The organism is Bacillus sp. LJBV19, assembly GCF_017797845.1.
Lineage (GTDB): Bacteria > Bacillota > Bacilli > Bacillales > Bacillaceae > Bacillus > Bacillus velezensis.
Map to the genome: position 1 here is coordinate 498,313 of NZ_CP072563.1, position 15,458 is coordinate 513,770.

General features: G+C 40.6%; 15 protein-coding genes, 7 tRNA genes and 4 pseudogenes. 22 read left to right on the forward strand and 4 right to left on the reverse strand.

Annotation, left to right across the window (positions count from 1 at the left end; genetic code table 11):
* Positions 1–7 precede the first annotated feature (7 nt).
* The 6 genes from J6600_RS02495 (at position 8) to J6600_RS02520 (ending at position 5,475) form a co-directional block, all read left to right on the forward strand.
* Positions 8–1,015, forward strand: a complete 1,008-nt coding sequence (locus J6600_RS02495; protein WP_007609589.1) for a PP2C family protein-serine/threonine phosphatase — start codon at positions 8–10, stop codon at positions 1,013–1,015.
* A 63-nt stretch (positions 1,016–1,078) separates the two neighbouring features.
* A complete protein-coding gene (rsbV, locus tag J6600_RS02500; RefSeq protein WP_003156176.1) occupies positions 1,079–1,408 on the forward strand; it encodes an anti-sigma factor antagonist RsbV in 330 nt (109 codons plus the stop codon).
* A complete protein-coding gene (rsbW, locus tag J6600_RS02505; RefSeq protein ID WP_007609591.1) occupies positions 1,405–1,887 on the forward strand; it encodes an anti-sigma B factor RsbW in 483 nt (160 codons plus the stop codon). The genes rsbV and rsbW overlap by 4 nt, the downstream gene beginning before the upstream one ends.
* Positions 1,853–2,641: an RNA polymerase sigma factor SigB gene (gene sigB, locus J6600_RS02510; protein WP_003156171.1), complete on the forward strand. Its 789-nt coding sequence runs from the start codon at positions 1,853–1,855 to the stop codon at positions 2,639–2,641. Before rsbW ends, sigB begins: the two co-directional genes overlap by 35 nt.
* Complete coding sequence (gene rsbX, locus J6600_RS02515; protein WP_007410234.1) at positions 2,641–3,243, forward strand: phosphoserine phosphatase RsbX; 603 nt, start codon at positions 2,641–2,643, stop codon at positions 3,241–3,243. The genes sigB and rsbX overlap by 1 nt, the downstream gene beginning before the upstream one ends.
* 72 nt (positions 3,244–3,315) lie before the next feature.
* Positions 3,316–5,475: a Tex family protein gene (locus J6600_RS02520; RefSeq protein WP_209387914.1), complete on the forward strand. Its 2,160-nt coding sequence runs from the start codon at positions 3,316–3,318 to the stop codon at positions 5,473–5,475.
* 9 nt (positions 5,476–5,484) lie between these two features.
* Here J6600_RS02520 and cmpA read toward each other — a convergent pair whose 3' ends face one another.
* The gene (cmpA, locus tag J6600_RS02525) at positions 5,485–5,598 is read right to left on the reverse strand and encodes a cortex morphogenetic protein CmpA (protein WP_003156164.1); all 114 of its coding nucleotides are present in this window, start codon (positions 5,596–5,598) and stop codon (positions 5,485–5,487) included.
* A 99-nt stretch (positions 5,599–5,697) separates the two neighbouring features.
* Between cmpA and J6600_RS02530 the strand changes: the two genes are divergently transcribed.
* The 13 genes and pseudogenes from J6600_RS02530 (at position 5,698) to J6600_RS02585 (ending at position 11,292) form a co-directional block, all read left to right on the forward strand.
* Entirely contained in the window at positions 5,698–6,147 is a 450-nt protein-coding gene (locus tag J6600_RS02530; protein ID WP_115940463.1) for a SprT family protein, read from the forward strand.
* Between the two features lie 135 nt (positions 6,148–6,282).
* Positions 6,283–6,357 (forward strand) — tRNA-Asn (locus J6600_RS02535).
* A 3-nt stretch (positions 6,358–6,360) separates the two neighbouring features.
* Positions 6,361–6,451 (forward strand) — tRNA-Ser (locus J6600_RS02540).
* A gap of 19 nt (positions 6,452–6,470) precedes the next feature.
* Positions 6,471–6,545: transfer RNA gene (locus J6600_RS02545), tRNA-Glu, on the forward strand.
* Between the two features lie 11 nt (positions 6,546–6,556).
* Positions 6,557–6,631, forward strand: a tRNA-Gln gene (locus J6600_RS02550).
* Between the two features lie 33 nt (positions 6,632–6,664).
* Positions 6,665–6,740 (forward strand) — tRNA-Lys (locus J6600_RS02555).
* Positions 6,741–6,748: 8 nt separating this feature from the next.
* Positions 6,749–6,830, forward strand: a tRNA-Leu gene (locus tag J6600_RS02560).
* A 68-nt stretch (positions 6,831–6,898) separates the two neighbouring features.
* Positions 6,899–6,982, forward strand: a tRNA-Leu gene (locus tag J6600_RS02565).
* A gap of 471 nt (positions 6,983–7,453) precedes the next feature.
* The gene (locus tag J6600_RS02570; RefSeq protein WP_209387915.1) at positions 7,454–7,978 is read left to right on the forward strand and encodes an NAD(P)H-dependent oxidoreductase; all 525 of its coding nucleotides are present in this window, start codon (positions 7,454–7,456) and stop codon (positions 7,976–7,978) included.
* Between the two features lie 484 nt (positions 7,979–8,462).
* A pseudogene (locus J6600_RS02575) lies at positions 8,463–8,617 on the forward strand (tetratricopeptide repeat protein); the annotation flags it as partial.
* The gene (locus tag J6600_RS19495) at positions 8,574–8,702 is read left to right on the forward strand and encodes a hypothetical protein (protein ID WP_245207598.1); all 129 of its coding nucleotides are present in this window, start codon (positions 8,574–8,576) and stop codon (positions 8,700–8,702) included. The pseudogene J6600_RS02575 and the gene J6600_RS19495, both read left to right, overlap by 44 nt.
* A gap of 782 nt (positions 8,703–9,484) precedes the next feature.
* A pseudogene (locus J6600_RS02580) lies at positions 9,485–9,850 on the forward strand (BCCT family transporter); the annotation flags it as partial.
* Between the two features lie 38 nt (positions 9,851–9,888).
* On the forward strand, positions 9,889–11,292 hold the full coding sequence (locus tag J6600_RS02585) for an MFS transporter (RefSeq protein WP_100261615.1): 1,404 nt from the start codon (positions 9,889–9,891) through the stop codon (positions 11,290–11,292).
* A gap of 616 nt (positions 11,293–11,908) precedes the next feature.
* Here the strand turns inward: J6600_RS02585 and J6600_RS19500 are convergent.
* Positions 11,909–12,013, reverse strand: a pseudogene (locus J6600_RS19500) (esterase); the annotation flags it as partial.
* A 227-nt stretch (positions 12,014–12,240) separates the two neighbouring features.
* Between J6600_RS19500 and J6600_RS02590 the strand changes: the two are divergent.
* Both J6600_RS02590 and J6600_RS02595 read left to right on the forward strand, forming a co-directional pair.
* A pseudogene (locus J6600_RS02590) lies at positions 12,241–12,613 on the forward strand (cystatin-like fold lipoprotein); the annotation flags it as partial.
* Between the two features lie 125 nt (positions 12,614–12,738).
* Positions 12,739–13,164: a MaoC family dehydratase gene (locus J6600_RS02595; protein WP_014416973.1), complete on the forward strand. Its 426-nt coding sequence runs from the start codon at positions 12,739–12,741 to the stop codon at positions 13,162–13,164.
* Between the two features lie 263 nt (positions 13,165–13,427).
* Here the strand turns inward: J6600_RS02595 and J6600_RS02600 are convergent, their stop codons facing one another.
* Both J6600_RS02600 and J6600_RS02610 read right to left on the reverse strand, forming a co-directional pair.
* Positions 13,428–13,769: an MmcQ/YjbR family DNA-binding protein gene (locus J6600_RS02600; protein ID WP_209387916.1), complete on the reverse strand. Its 342-nt coding sequence runs from the start codon at positions 13,767–13,769 to the stop codon at positions 13,428–13,430.
* A gap of 331 nt (positions 13,770–14,100) precedes the next feature.
* Complete coding sequence (locus J6600_RS02610) at positions 14,101–14,544, reverse strand: Rrf2 family transcriptional regulator (RefSeq protein ID WP_021495071.1); 444 nt, start codon at positions 14,542–14,544, stop codon at positions 14,101–14,103.
* 197 nt (positions 14,545–14,741) lie between these two features.
* Between J6600_RS02610 and J6600_RS02615 the strand changes: the two genes are divergently transcribed.
* Complete coding sequence (locus tag J6600_RS02615; protein ID WP_179155898.1) at positions 14,742–15,380, forward strand: NAD(P)-dependent oxidoreductase; 639 nt, start codon at positions 14,742–14,744, stop codon at positions 15,378–15,380.
* The last annotated feature ends 78 nt before the right edge of the window (positions 15,381–15,458 follow it).

The following is a 15,458-nucleotide window of genomic DNA, read 5'->3' on the forward strand; positions in this document are numbered from 1 at the left end:
TTAGAACGTGGATTTCAGGGAGGTTATAGAGCAGCGGTATCATCAGCTGCTTAGCCGATATATAGCCGAATTAACAGAAACATCTTTATATCAAGCCCAAAAATTCAGCCGAAAAACGATTGAACATCAGGTTCCTCCGGAGGAGATCATCAGCATCCACCGAAAAGTAGTAAAGGAACTGTATCCGGATCTGCCGGAAGATGTTTTTCATTCGCTGGATTTTTTAATAGAAGTCATGATTGGCTACGGGATGGCTTATCAGGAACATCAAAGTCTGAGAGATATCCAGCAGGAGCTTCGTTCAGAAATTGAAATTGCCGCAAATGTTCAGCAGACGCTGCTTGGCACAAAAATTCCTGAAGAAGAAGATCTGGATATCGGGGCAATCAGCGTCCCCGCCAAACAGATGAGCGGGGATTATTATCACTTTGTCAAAGACAAGGAATCGATTAACATCGCGATAGCCGATGTCATCGGAAAAGGAATACCCGCCGCATTGTGCATGTCGATGATCAAGTATGCCATGGACTCTCTTCCGGAGACCGGCATTCACCCCTCCCAAGTGCTGAAAAATCTTAACCGCGTTGTAGAACAGAACGTGGACTCAAGCATGTTTATCACCATGTTTTACGCAAACTACAATACGAAAAATCACCAATTTACATATGCTTCTGCGGGGCATGAACCGGGCTTCTACTACTCTGAAAAAGAAAAAAAGTTTTATGATCTGGAGGCAAAAGGATTGGTGCTGGGAATTTCTCAGGATTTTGATTACAGCCAATATGAACAGCACATGGACGAAGGAGACATGATCGTTCTTTTTTCTGACGGCGTCACCGAATGCCGTACCGAAAACGGTTTCTTAGAACGCAGCGACATTCAGCGCATGCTGGAAGAACATATGGACTGCTCCGCGCAGGATATGGTCAAAAATATTTACGACAGCCTGCTGAGACTCCAGGACTTTCAGCTTCATGACGATTTTACGTTAATTGTTTTGAAAAGAAAGGTTTAAAAAAACAGCAGCACGGGTAAAAAGCCATTAGCACGAGTAAGGATAACTTTCAGAGGTGATACGATGAATTTAACGGTAGATATGAAGGAGAATCTTTCAGATATACAAATCAATATCGCTGGAGAAATCGATGTATACTCAGCTCCGGTGGTTCGTGAAAAGCTGATGCCCCTGGCAAACGAGGGGAAGGACATGAGAATCTGCTTAAAAGATGTAAACTATATGGACAGTACGGGTTTAGGCGTTTTTGTAGGCGTGTTTAAAACGGTGAGCAAGGAAGGCGGCTCTCTGAAGCTTGAGAATCTTTCCGACCGGCTCGTCCGTCTGTTTGAAATTACGGGGCTTAAGGACATCATCGACATTTCGGCAAAGTCAGAAGGTGGCGTGCAATGAGTACATCAGTTGATTATATAGAGATGAAAATTCCGGCCGAACCGGAATATGTAGGAATCGTCAGGCTTACGTTATCAGGGGTCGCAAGCAGAATGGGCTATACCTATGATGACATTGAAGATTTAAAAATCGCTGTCAGCGAAGCTTGTACAAACGCTGTCCAGCATGCATACAACGATGAAAATAAGGGAGAAGTATCCGTGCGGTTCGGTGTGTTTGAGGATCGGCTGGAGGTCATTGTCGCCGATCAGGGAGACAGCTTTGATTTTGATCAGAAGCAGCAGGATCTCGGGCCGTACACACCTTCGCACACAGTCGATCAATTGTCAGAAGGAGGGCTCGGTCTGTATTTAATGGAAACGCTCATGGATGAAGTCAAAGTTCAAAGCAACTCTGGCGTAACCGTGGCGATGACAAAGTATTTAAATGGGGAGCGAGTTGATCATGGCACAACCATCAAAAACTACGAAACTAACTAAAGATGAAGTTGATCGGCTCATACGCGACTTTCAAACACATGATAATAAAGAAGCCCAGGAAACACTCGTCGAGGTGTATACCAATCTCGTCGAAATGCTGGCAAAGAAATATTCAAAAGGAAAAAGCTTTCACGAAGACCTCCGCCAGGTCGGAATGATCGGACTTCTCGGAGCCATTAAACGGTATGATCCCGAGGTCGGCAAATCCTTTGAAGCATTTGCGATTCCGACCATCATCGGCGAGATCAAACGCTTCCTCAGAGATAAAACATGGAGCGTACACGTTCCGAGACGGATTAAAGAACTCGGGCCGCGCATTAAAATGGCGGTGGATCAGCTGACGACAGAGACGCAGCGGTCGCCGAAAGTCGAAGAGATCGCAGCCTTTCTCGATGTGTCAGAAGAGGAAGTGCTTGAAACGATGGAGATGGGAAAAAGCTATCAGGCGCTGTCTGTCGATCACAGCATCGAAGCGGATGCGGACGGAAGCACCGTCACGATTTTAGATATCGTCGGTTCGCAGGAGGAAGGATACGAACGCGTCAACCAGCAGATGATGATCAAAAGCGTGCTTCATGTGCTGTCCGACCGCGAAAAACAGATTATCGATCTAACATTTGTGCAAAATAAAAGCCAAAAAGAAACAGGGGACATTCTCGGAATATCTCAAATGCACGTCTCGCGCCTGCAGCGGAAAGCGGTGAAAAAACTGAGAGAGGCCTTGATTGGAGATCCCTCCATGGAGCTAATGTAATGATTCAGGTTGAAGAAAATGAACATGTTCAAACTCTTGTATACCAATTAAATAAAGAAGGCAAGTCCATATGCGGCGACAGCTTTTTTATGAAGGCGAATGAAGAAGAATTAGTTTGCGCGGTAGCGGACGGTCTCGGCAGCGGATCTCTTGCCAACGAATCCTCGTCAGCCATTAAAGACATCGTGGAAACGTATGCGGATGAGGATGTGGAAAGCATCATTGAGCGCTGCAATCAAGCGATGAAAAACAAAAGAGGGGCGACTGCCTCCATCTTAAAAATCAATTTCATCAAAAGGGAATTGACATACTGCTCGATCGGCAACGTCCGTTTCTTCCTGCACTCCCCATCAGGCGAAGTCTTTCATCCGCTGCCGATTTCGGGTTACCTCTCAGGCAAACCGCAAAGATACAAAACGTATACGTCATCATACGAAAAAGGGGCGAGGTTCATCATCTACACGGATGGGCTTGAGGTTCCGCATATCCGCACCTGCTTAAAGCAGGGACACTCAATAGAAGATATATCAAAATCACTTCATCCGTACACAACATCCAGACGTGATGATTTGACCTATATTCTAGGGCAGCTTTTATCGTAAGGCTGCTTTTTTTATGTTCCGCCGTTTTTTGATACACTAGAGAAAGAATGAAGAGATGGAGGCTTTTGTGATATGGAAACGTTAGCCCTTTTGAAAAAACAAATTGCTGAAGAAACAGCGTTATCCCAAAAACATGTCGAAAGTGTCATCCGCCTGCTGGAAGACGGCAATACCGTCCCGTTTATTGCACGGTACCGAAAAGAGCAGACCGGCTCAATGGACGAGGTGCAGATTCAGGCAATCTCCGAGCGGTGGCAATACATACAAAACCTGACGCAGCGGAAAGAAGAAGTCATCAGATTGATCGCCGAGCAGGACAAGCTGACGGAAGGGCTGAAGCAAAAAATCGAACAAGCGATCAAGCTTCAGGAAGTCGAGGATTTATACCGTCCCTTCAAACAAAAACGGAAAACAAAAGCCACCGTCGCCAAAAGCAAAGGCCTTGAACCGCTTGCGGACTATATTCTTTCTCTCCCGAAAGAAAACCGCCTTCACGACATCGCTGATCAATATATCAGTACAGAAAAAGAAGTCGCTTCAAGAGAGGAAGCCATTGAAGGCGCGAAGCACATCATAGCCGAGCAAATCTCGGATGATCCTCATTTCAGAAAGTGGATCCGCCAGGAAACGTATAAAAAAGGAATTCTCACTTCCGCGGCAGGCAAGTCAGCCGCAGATGACGAGAAAAACGTCTATGAAATGTACTACGAGTACGAAGAGCCGATCCAAAAGGTCGTTCCTCACAGAGTGCTTGCGATGAACCGCGGTGAAAAAGAAGGCATTTTAAAGATTGCGATCGAACCGCCCGCCGATCAGATAAAAACTTATTTAGAAAAGCAAATCATCAAACGCCGTGAAACGCCTGTGAAAGAAACGCTGAAAGAAGCCATTGAGGACAGTTACAAACGTCTGATCCAGCCGGCTATTGAGCGCGATATCCGCAAAGAGCTGTCAGAAAAAGCAGACGCGCAGGCGATTCATATTTTCGCTGAAAACCTGCGTAAGCTCCTGCTGCAGCCGCCGATGAAGGGGAAAGTTGTGCTCGGCGTCGATCCGGCCTTCCGTACGGGGTGCAAACTGGCAGTTGTTGATGAGACGGGAAAAGTGTTGAAAATCGACGTCATTTACCCGCACGCTCCCGTAAAAAAGACAGCAGAAGCCCGGAAAAAAATCAGAGAATTGCTGGACCGGTACGAAGTCGAGGTTGTGGCGATCGGAAACGGCACGGCATCACGGGAGACAGAGCAATTCGTCGTTGATGTGCTGAAAGAAACAGAGCGGGACATTTATTATGTCATCGTCAATGAGGCCGGAGCAAGCGTGTATTCCGCGTCAGAAATCGCCCGTGAAGAATTTCCGGATTTTCAGGTCGAAGAGCGCAGCGCCGTCTCCATCGCGCGGAGATTGCAGGACCCGCTGGCCGAGCTTGTAAAAATTGATCCTAAATCCGTCGGCGTCGGGCAATACCAGCATGATGTCAGCCAAAAGCATTTAAACGAATCTCTCCGTTTTGTCGTAGAGACCGTCGTCAACCAAGTCGGGGTGAATGTCAATACAGCATCCGCCGCGCTGCTTCAATATGTAGCCGGGTTATCCAAAACCGTTGCCGGTAATATCGTTAAGAAAAGGGAAGAGCTCGGAAAATTTACAAATCGCAAAGAGCTGAAAGAAATCCCGCGTCTCGGCGCAAAAACATATGAACAGTGCATCGGCTTTTTGAGAGTGCCCGGAGGACCGGAGCCGCTCGACCGCACCGGGATACACCCGGAAAGCTATAAAGAGACAAAGGCGCTGCTCAAAAAACTGCAGCTCACTGCGGATCAGATCGGAAGCGCGGACGCAAAAGAGAAAATCAGCTCAGTGCCGCTGTCTGAAACAGCTGAAGAGCTCGGTATAGGGGAGATTACGCTTGCGGATATTTGCGGGCAGCTGACAAGGCCGGAGCGAGATCCTCGTGACGAAGTGCCGAAGCCTTTGCTGAAAAAAGACGTTCTGCAGCTTGAGGATTTAAAGGAAGGAATGGAATTGCAGGGCACCGTCCGCAACGTTGTGGACTTCGGCGCTTTCGTCGATATCGGCGTCAAACAGGACGGGCTTGTGCACATTTCAAAACTGAGCAATCAATACGTCAAACATCCTCTTGACGTCGTATCGGTCGGAGACATCGTCACCGTATGGGTCGAAGGGGTGGACGTGCAAAAAGGCAGAGTGTCGCTGTCTATGGTAAAATAAAAGCACTGCTTACGAGCAGTGTTTTTTTCTGTAGAAATACCAGCACTGGTTCAGCAGTTTGATTTGGTAATTGTCCTTTTCTAAAAACGCTTTTTGCATTTGTTTCATCAGCCAATTCGGCATGGCTCATTCCTCCTCAGCTTTTAGTTAGAGGTCGGTTTTAACTCATTGTATGCGAACGGTGAATTGTCCCGTTCAATGTTTTTAAAGCGGGGTGCACATATGGATAACGAACAACTTCAAAAGCTGACGGAAGACATCTCTGCACAAGATTTCGGAAAGCCGTTCCGTCACAGAGCCTTCTTCAATGACCGGCTGAAAACGACAGGCGGCCGGTACATGCTGTCTTCCCATAACATCGAATTAAACCGCAGATATCTTCTCGAACACGGGCAGAGCGAGCTGGAAGGAATCATTAAACACGAGCTGTGCCATTACCATCTTCACCTTGAAGGAAAAGGGTACAAGCACAGAGACAAGGACTTCAGAGAACTGCTTCAGAAAGTCGGAGCGCCGAGATTCTGCACGCCGCTGCAAACCAAAAAGACACAAAAGAAAACATATATGTATAGATGCGCGGCCTGCGGCCAACAGTATATAAAGAAGCGGGCAATGAACCCGGAAAGATATGCCTGCGGAAAGTGCAGAGGAAAAATCAAAAGAATTTTTTAAAAAGGCTTGACTCATTTTAATGTTCTATGTTAAATTATAAAAGTCGTTGAGAGACAACGACACTTTCTTAAAAAAATAAATGTTGCTTCTTGACACAATATGTCGCATCATTTATAATAAAGAAAGTCTGATTATTCCACAGTAGCTCAGTGGTAGAGCTATCGGCTGTTAACCGATCGGTCGCAGGTTCGAATCCTGCCTGTGGAGCCATATGGAGAAGTACTCAAGTGGCTGAAGAGGCGCCCCTGCTAAGGGTGTAGGTCGCGTAAGCGGCGCGAGGGTTCAAATCCCTCCTTCTCCGCCAGATAAGTTCTCAACCAGACGGCCCGTTGGTCAAGCGGTTAAGACACCGCCCTTTCACGGCGGTAACACGGGTTCGAATCCCGTACGGGTCACCATTTACCTTCGTTGGGCTATAGCCAAGCGGTAAGGCAACGGACTTTGACTCCGTCATGCGTTGGTTCGAATCCAGCTAGCCCAGCCATTTTATTTAAAAATTTTGAATCACTTTTAGAGCGAGCCATTAGCTCAGTTGGTAGAGCATCTGACTTTTAATCAGAGGGTCGAAGGTTCGAGTCCTTCATGGCTCACCACTTGTCACGCGGGTGTGGCGGAATTGGCAGACGCGCTAGACTTAGGATCTAGTGTCTTACGACGTGGGGGTTCGAGTCCCTTCACCCGCACTTTCTTTTCAAAGTGCTGATCATCATCACTAGCTTATATGCTTAGTGGAAAGACAGCTTCATAGCACGCGGTCGTGGCGGAATGGCAGACGCGCTAGGTTGAGGGCCTAGTGGGTGAATAACCCGTGGAGGTTCAAGTCCTCTCGGCCGCATCTCAATGATACCAAGGATAATAGAGATCCTTGGTATTTTTTGTGCTTATTTTTAAATGATCTACTATCCACAAACTGTCCACTTACCTGGAGTAAGTCATCTACAGTAGACATCGCACAAATATTTTCATTATTTATTGATAGTTACTAATGCCTCAAACTCCAATTTGCAAAAGCAGAGAAAGTATTGCTAAGCATGGAGGAAAACAAAGATCCCTTGTTATATGATCAGCTATTAGAATTTAGACACGAGATAATAGGGTAGGGGCATAAGGGTACTGAAAAGGCTTAATCTTTTTTAAAAGGTTAAGCCTTTTTTGGGCTATTAATGTAATCAGTGTCCAATTAGTTGCCCTGAATTCATGAAAAAGGATAAACTAGGTGTAAATAAGTTGTTATTTTAAAATTAGATTCAATTCATTATCGCAAAAGCAATAATAACTAATCGGCGAAGAAAGGATAATCAGCCAAATGAAAACATTAGTTATCGTTATACACCCTAATTTGGAAACGTCTGTTGTCAACAGAACCTGGATGAATCGTTTAAAGCAAGAGAATGACATTACGGTTCATGACCTGTACGGTGAATACCCTAATTTTATCATTGATGTAGAAAAAGAGCAGCAGCTCCTGTTAGATCATGAGCGTATCGTTTTTCAGTTCCCAATGTATTGGTACAGCAGTCCCGCGTTACTTAAACAATGGGAAGATGATGTGTTAACACATGGCTGGGCTTATGGAACTGGAGGTACTAAATTGGATGGAAAAGAACTACTCTTAGCTATCTCCTTAGGCGCACAGGAATCTGATTATCAAGCAGGCGGAGAATATAATATCACGATCAGCGAGCTTATCAGACCGTTTCAAGTCACTGCTAACTATATAGGAATGCGTTTTCTTCCTGCCTTTACACAATATGGGACACTTCACCTTTCAAAAGAAGATGTTAAGAACAGTGCGGAGAAATTGGTTGACTATCTTAAAGCTGAGCATTGATCCGGTATTCGCGAGGGAAGTTGAAATAAATGATGTGAAAATAATTACAGCAGGGCGATGAGTACATATTTCTTGATGAAATGTAGATTTCCTTGGTCTCTAATAGGTGCCCAGTTTGTGCTCAGAATTCATGAAAAATGATGAAAATAAGTATAAATAAAATAAACAGATGCTTTGAATTAGAGGCTTTTGTAAATGACGACATGTTTTTACTAGGTTGAGGGACCAGCGGGTGAATGACCCGTGGAGGTGCAAGTCCTCTCGGCCGCATCTCAAAAATACCAAGGGTTTAACCACCTTTGGTATTTTTTTGTGCTTATTTTTAAATGATCTACTATCCACAAACTGCCCACTTACCTAAAGTAAGTCATCTGCAGTAGACATCGCACAAATATTTTCATCTTTATAGGTAGTTACTAATGCCTCAAACTCCAATTTGCAAAAGCAGAGAAAGTATTGCTAAGCATGGAAGAAAACCAAGATTTCGAGGAAAATGTTTCTGATGTTGAAAATTTTTCGATTGAAGTCGCTGATTATTTTCATGAACGAGGAAGCTTAATGCTCTCTACGAAAATTAAAAAAGGGGAGATTATTGATGAAAATCAGCCGGTGTCTATTGGCTGCAGTGATTTTAGGTAGTGTATTTTCAATAACTTATTTGCAAAGTGATCAAAATACTCAACGTATCTGGACAATACTTTGTTTGGTTCTTATTTGTCGATAGTCGCCGTAACGAAAGCACTAAACAACACCTTAAAGAGATTCTTTTGATATGACGGATACATATGACAGTTTGTGATTGTCAAAATTCAATGTTTAATCCTTGTTCAACTTACCCAGTTCAGTTAAAAGATTGTTAAAATTGTGATAAATGTATGAAAGGATTAAATGTTCATATCGAAACATTTGGATTACAGGGAAGGGGAAACAAATACATGTCGATTTACCAAAAATAAAAACCATTACCTAAGAAATGTTTCTTTATTTACAGCTGGATTTAAAAAATAATTTTGTTAGGTGTCATGCAATAAATTCAATTGTCGGTGATTGGCCTGATTATATGCATCCATTATTTCATACCCGGTGCTACTTATTTCTGTTGTAGTCTGTATACTGATTAATAGGTAAAGAAAGTCGAAAAGGTATACGACATTCTTCATACAAATTAAAGTTTTGAATGAAAGAGCAGGATTACTCCTGCTCTTTTTCTTTCTAATTGGGCTAGATTAAACGCAGACGGTTATTCCTTGGGAAAAACAAAAAAAATTCTTCTATCCATTGACTAGCTTGGCTTTAGCCGGGTTTCTATCACCCTGTTGGGCTTGTCAGATTTTAAAAAGGTATGCTACGTTTATAGTGTTTTGTTTCACCTGATTGCGGGGTAATAAAGATAGAATCAGTAAATAAAGACGTAATGGAAGAACTAAAATATAGGTTTAGGATCCTTTGAAGAAATAAAAGTTTTTTTTCGATTGTGATAATATTCACAATAGAGCTGTATGAAGGGGAATCATTTCTCCAAATAGTCTGCAGAAAATACCAACCACAGCCCAAGGATATATCACTAACCGCTTTGGCTGGTATTATCTGTTGGATGTTTCTCTTTTTGTTGCTTTTTGTATTATTTTTAGTCCAATCGGCAAAAATAAGTTAAGGAAACCAGCGAAAAAACTGAATTTCATCCTTCTTTCCTGGTTTACAATGTTATTTGGCGCTGGTATGGATATTCGTCTAGTCTTTTAAGGTACAGTTGAACCAATCATCCACTATGCCGTTAGCTCTCCATCAGGTGAAACAGAAACCCCCAGACTTTAGAGAAGCATTACGCTATACATTCTGGGACTGCATGCTTGGACCGTTTATACGCTTGTATAATGTGGATTTGATAATTAAGGAGTCGATATTATTAAATGAAGTTTAACAAGAAAAAAATTAACGTTGTAGACATTCAAAAAGCGAAGAAAAGCGTGTTTGCTACAGGGATAGGAAACGCGATGGAATGGTTTGATTTTGCTTTATATTCTTATTTGGCAGTTATTATTAGTAAAAACTTTTTCAGTCCAGTTCAAAACGATGAATTAAAGTTAATATTTACTTTTGCTACATTTGCAATTGCCTTTTTACTTAGACCGGTAGGCGGAATTATTTTTGGTAAAATGGGTGATAAATTTGGTCGGAAAATAGTATTAACAATCACTATTTTAATGATGGCTTTATCTACTTTAATAATTGGTGTACTTCCTACCTATGATCAGATTGGCGTATGGGCCCCTATATTATTACTCTTAGCTCGTATTTTACAGGGCTTTTCTGTGGGTGGAGAGTACGCTGGTGCAATGGTATATATCGCAGAATCTTCTCCAGATAATAAACGTATAAGGTTAGGCAGCGGTTTAGAAATAGGCACATTATCTGGTTATATAGTAGCTTCTGTTTTAGTTACAGTACTTTTCTGGACTTTATCTGATGTTCAAATGAATAGTTGGGGATGGAGAATTCCTTTCTTCTTAAGTATTCCAATAGGATTATTTGGTTTATATTTGAGAAGTCATTTAGATGAATCACCAATCTTTGAAAATGACATCTCTGAAAACCAAGAACAACAACCAGGTTTATTAGAAGTCATTAAAACATATAAAAAAGATATCTTTTTATGTATCGTATTTGTGGCATTTTTCAATATAACCAATTACCTATTGTTAGGTTATATGCCTTCTTATTTAGATGAGAACCTTGGTATAAGTGATAATATAAGTACACCGATTACAGCAATTGTATTGATTATTATGGTACCGTTCGCTTTAACTTTTGGTAAATTGGGAGATAAATTAGGAAATAAAAAAGTTATAACAATTGGATTAGTATTAGGAATTGTATTTTCGATTATCTCTTTCCAATTTCTTAATATGGGGAATATAACATTCTTATTTATAGGACTTTTAATGTTAGGTATTGTATTATCTGTATACGAAGGTACTATGCCAGGATCTTTACCTACGTTGTTCCATACTGACATTAGATATCGTACTTTATCCTGGACATTCAACTTATCAGTTTCTATTTTTGGTGGAACAACACCTTTAGTTGCTTCTTGGTTAACCCATGTGACAAGAAACAATTTGGCGCCGGGCTTCTATTTATTAGCAGTTAGTTTAATTGGCTTAATAGTTGTGTTAACCTTATTTAAAGATACTTCAGGTAAATCTTTAAAAGGTTCTTACCCAACAGTTGCTTCTAAAGCTGAGTTTCAAGAAGCTGTTGAAAATCCAAAAGATTCACTGTGGTGGAAAATGGAACAAACAGAAAAGGAATGAAAAAAACATCCATTTAATTGACCGGCTACTCGAAATACAGACTCAGAGTAAGCTGGGATTATCCGAGCAGCAATGACTGCAGCTCTTTTATATTCTGGAGGGCTTACTGCTTTGCAAAAGCAGCGTTGCTATTCTCGATCGTCATTATTTTATTGATTGTGTCCTAATAATAAAACATTGACGCAAGAACGAAGAGAAATTAAAAGGTCCGAGCAATACAGCCAAAATAAGAAGCAAGAAGCTTTGTTATGCCAGTTCTTCTCCCGAAGGAGAGCTGGCTTTTTATTTTCTATATGGGGTCCAAAGCAGAAAACGAGAACTTGTACGCTAACTAATAATCCTATTGTTTTTATCAACAAAGGTTTTTTGGATATGAAGAGGGTGGACTGGTGAAAAAATAGAGTTTGTTGTGGAGTTAGCTTTTCAATTAGGGACATCTCAACAACAAAATAATAACCAGCCCGATTAAAAAGCTCATCAAAAGTTCCATTATTCCAACGTGAATATATTTGCGATAAGTTATTGAATCAATATACGATCCACTCAATTATTTGAGTGGATCTGTTTGTTTTTTATTTATTTGCAGCAGTCTCTATGTGACGAAACAATAGATGAATTAAAACCCTTTACGCAGCCATGTTGCGGCAAGATCAATTGCTCCGCGCGCAGCTTCAGTTTTAGCTAAGGCGTTGAGCATCACGAAACCGTGAATGATACCTAATGCAGTATTTGATAAAACCGGTTGTAATGAAGAAGAAATTAAAAGTTATAACAAGGAAATTCGTAATTTACTTAACATGCTGACAACTGAGCAATAGTTTTATGAATATAGCTGGTGGGCCCAGCGGGTGAATAACCCTTGGAGGTTCAAGTCCTCTCGGCCGCATCAATGATACCAAGGGTTGTAGACGCCCTTGGTATTTTTTTTTGCGGAAAATTCATCTGTTACTGTATTGTAGGCCGTATGATTTGTCAGTCACCTTCATCCTTCTGCTGACTGCGTGCGGCGGTAGTAAATATGATAATGCAATTAATGAAGTGATGAAGCAGGAGAAGAAAGTCAGAAAAGAAATGCGAGCAGATTCAGATGAGTACAAAAGAGATAACGCTATAATTCGTGTATGTGATGACGGGAAGTATATTCAACTTGCGTTTTATGCCAGAAGAAAGTTCTCGTAAGCTTACTGCTTATTCTTATTATGAGAAGCTTGGAGATTCTTATGAGGAAATGGCACATATGCCGGGTGATGGTGATGGCGACCGCCTTGGTCTTTATAAGAAAACACCTGATTATAAAGAGGTTAAAGGCAAAGAAACCAAAACAATGTGCTTGTTCATTCCTGATAGGGGAACAATTGTTTCACCGTTAAGTTGTTGTGTGAGAGCCAGTATGTTAAAATGCTACGTAGATTTAATAATAAAGTTTAGATTCAAGGAGATTTATTTATGAAGTTGGATGAATTTACCATCGGGCAGGTTTTTCAAACTAAATCTTTTGAATTAACAAAAGAGAATATAATGAATTTTGCAGAAGTGTATGACCCACAATACATGCATTTAAATGAAGAAAAAGCAAAAATGGGCAGATTTAATGGAATTATTGCTTCTGGAATACAAACGTTATCTATTACTTTTAAGCTTTGGATTGAAGAAGGGTGTCATGAAGACGATATTATTGCTGGGACAGGAATGAATAATATAAAATTCCTAGCACCCGTTTACCCTAATGATAAACTGCACACTATTGTTAAGGTTATTGATAAAAAACCAAATAAAAGCCAGACGGGGATACTTACTGTATTGTTATCTACCTATAATCAGAAAGAGGAAAAAGTGTTTGAAGGTGAGTTATCAGTATTAATTAAACGCTAAATGACCTTTGTGGCATATCATCGTCACCTTTCATTTTTTATAGGTGTCTGGATGAAATAAGCAATCATCTTAATGAATTGAGTGGACTTTGAGTCTGCTCTTTTTTATTTGTTCAACCTATGTCAAGAAACAAAGGACTAACAATAACGAAAAAATCATCTCGTAAATACGAATTTAAACATTGCTGCCTTGAGGTTTTTTGCATATTTCTCTGTATCATTGCACCGGATGAATATCTATAATGAGCGTTCTATCCTTCGATGTTATGTTTCCTTTTTACTTTTTGGTTTTGTCAGTTCAAAGCTGTACTTTACCATGTCATGGATTTGGTGCTCTGGGAGTCTCTCATCTAAGGTAAGAGTATTCCAATGCTCCTTGTTCATATGGTATCCGGGCTTGATTTCTTCAAAAAGACCACGTAGAAAATCAGCCCTTTCAGGTTCGCATTTAAGGTTGACACATAAGTGTTCGTCGCGAGTGAAGATAAGTGCAAATATTTTCTTATTCCCTTTGTGCCGAATTGCAGTCCAACCATCTCCAAAAGGATGGTCTTCATAAGAGTTTGGAAAGGTTAGACAGTAATCTTTTATTTCATCATAATTCATTATCAATTCACTCCATACCTCATTATTTTTATATACAGAACATATTTGTTCAAACTAAGATTTGCGGTTTCTTTTATACCAATCCGAGATTTCCTCAAGTCTTAGCTTCTGAACCTTGAGTTGTTGGATAGTAATACTCACCCCTATTAAAGAATCTGGCATCGTCTGCATTGTCGTTAATTTTTCCTCTGTATCATGAGCATATTTATATCCCTTACCGTAATCTAAATCTTTCATCAAAAGGAGCAGACTTTATGTCTGCTCTTTTTTTGTTCATGAAAAAGCCATTTTTCTTATCCTCAGTCTGATAAAAGATTTTCTGTGAAATCATTTAACAATTATTGGTCAATTTTTCTTTTTCAATAATATCCTTTACCACATCCTCAATTGTGATATGCCCAAGAGCTTTTTCCAAGGCAGATTGGGCGATTTCAAATATTGGACCAATTGTACTTTGAATGTTCCGGCCTACAGGACATTGAGGATTGGGATTTTCATGTATACTAAACAATTCTTTATCTTGAACAACATGAACTGCTCTATAAACATCAAGTAAGGTGATTTCAGTTAAATCCCTCGCTAATTCAGCTCCTGCAATACCTGGCCGAACTTTTACTAAACCTGCTTTTTTCAGCATCCCCATAATTTTTCTTATGAAGGCGGGATTTGTATTTACACTTCCAGCTAAAAATTCAGAAGTGCTAATTCCGTCTTCATTTATTTCAATAAGAGCCAATATATGAATTCCTACAGCAAAACGGCTGCTAATAGACATGATTTCTTCACCATCCTAATTACGTTACACTCTTTATAGTACACTTGTAACTGAATGTATTACAAGTTCTTTTACTCTAATATGCTCAATTAACAAGATGATAAAAGTATTGACAAATAAATAAGGTGTAACTAAAATTATTACATGTAATCAATATGGTTACATTTAAAATTTTGAATGATTAGGAGGACTTTAAATTGAAAATTGGAATCATTGGTGCAACCGGAAAAGCTGGAAGTCTTATCTTGAAAGAAGCGGTAAGCAGGGGACATGAAGTAACTGCAATTGTAAGAGATGCTGCAAAACTTAAAGAGGACAAGATTTCAATCATTGAAAAAAATATAATTGATCTTACATCGGATGATCTAAAAAAGTTAGATGTAATAGTTAATGCCTTCGGTGCTCCATTAGGAGAAGAACAGGCACATGTAGATGCCGGCCGGGCATTAATTAGGGCATTAAAAGGAACGGGTACAAGAGCCGTAATTGTAGGTGGAGCAGGGAGTCTTTATGTAGACGAAAATAAAACTGTCAGTGTAATGGATACACCTGATTTCCCGGAGATTTTTATTCCAACAGCTAAAGGGCAAGGTCGTAACTTGCAAGAACTAAAGGAAACTTCTGATATTAACTGGACATTTATCAGTCCTTCAGCGGTATTTGACCCAGACGGGAAAAGAACTGGATTTTATCAGTCAGGAAAAGATCATCTTCTTGTGAATTCGAAAGGCGAAAGTTATATCAGCTATGCAGACTATGCAATTGCAGTATTGGATGAAATTGAAAATCCAAAACATATAAATGAACGCTTTACAGTTGTTGGAGAAGCTGAATAATTGAGTAGAAACAAAGGGTACCATTAGTGTCATCGCTAATGGTATCTTTCCTTCTAAGAATGTACGGAGACATTGAAA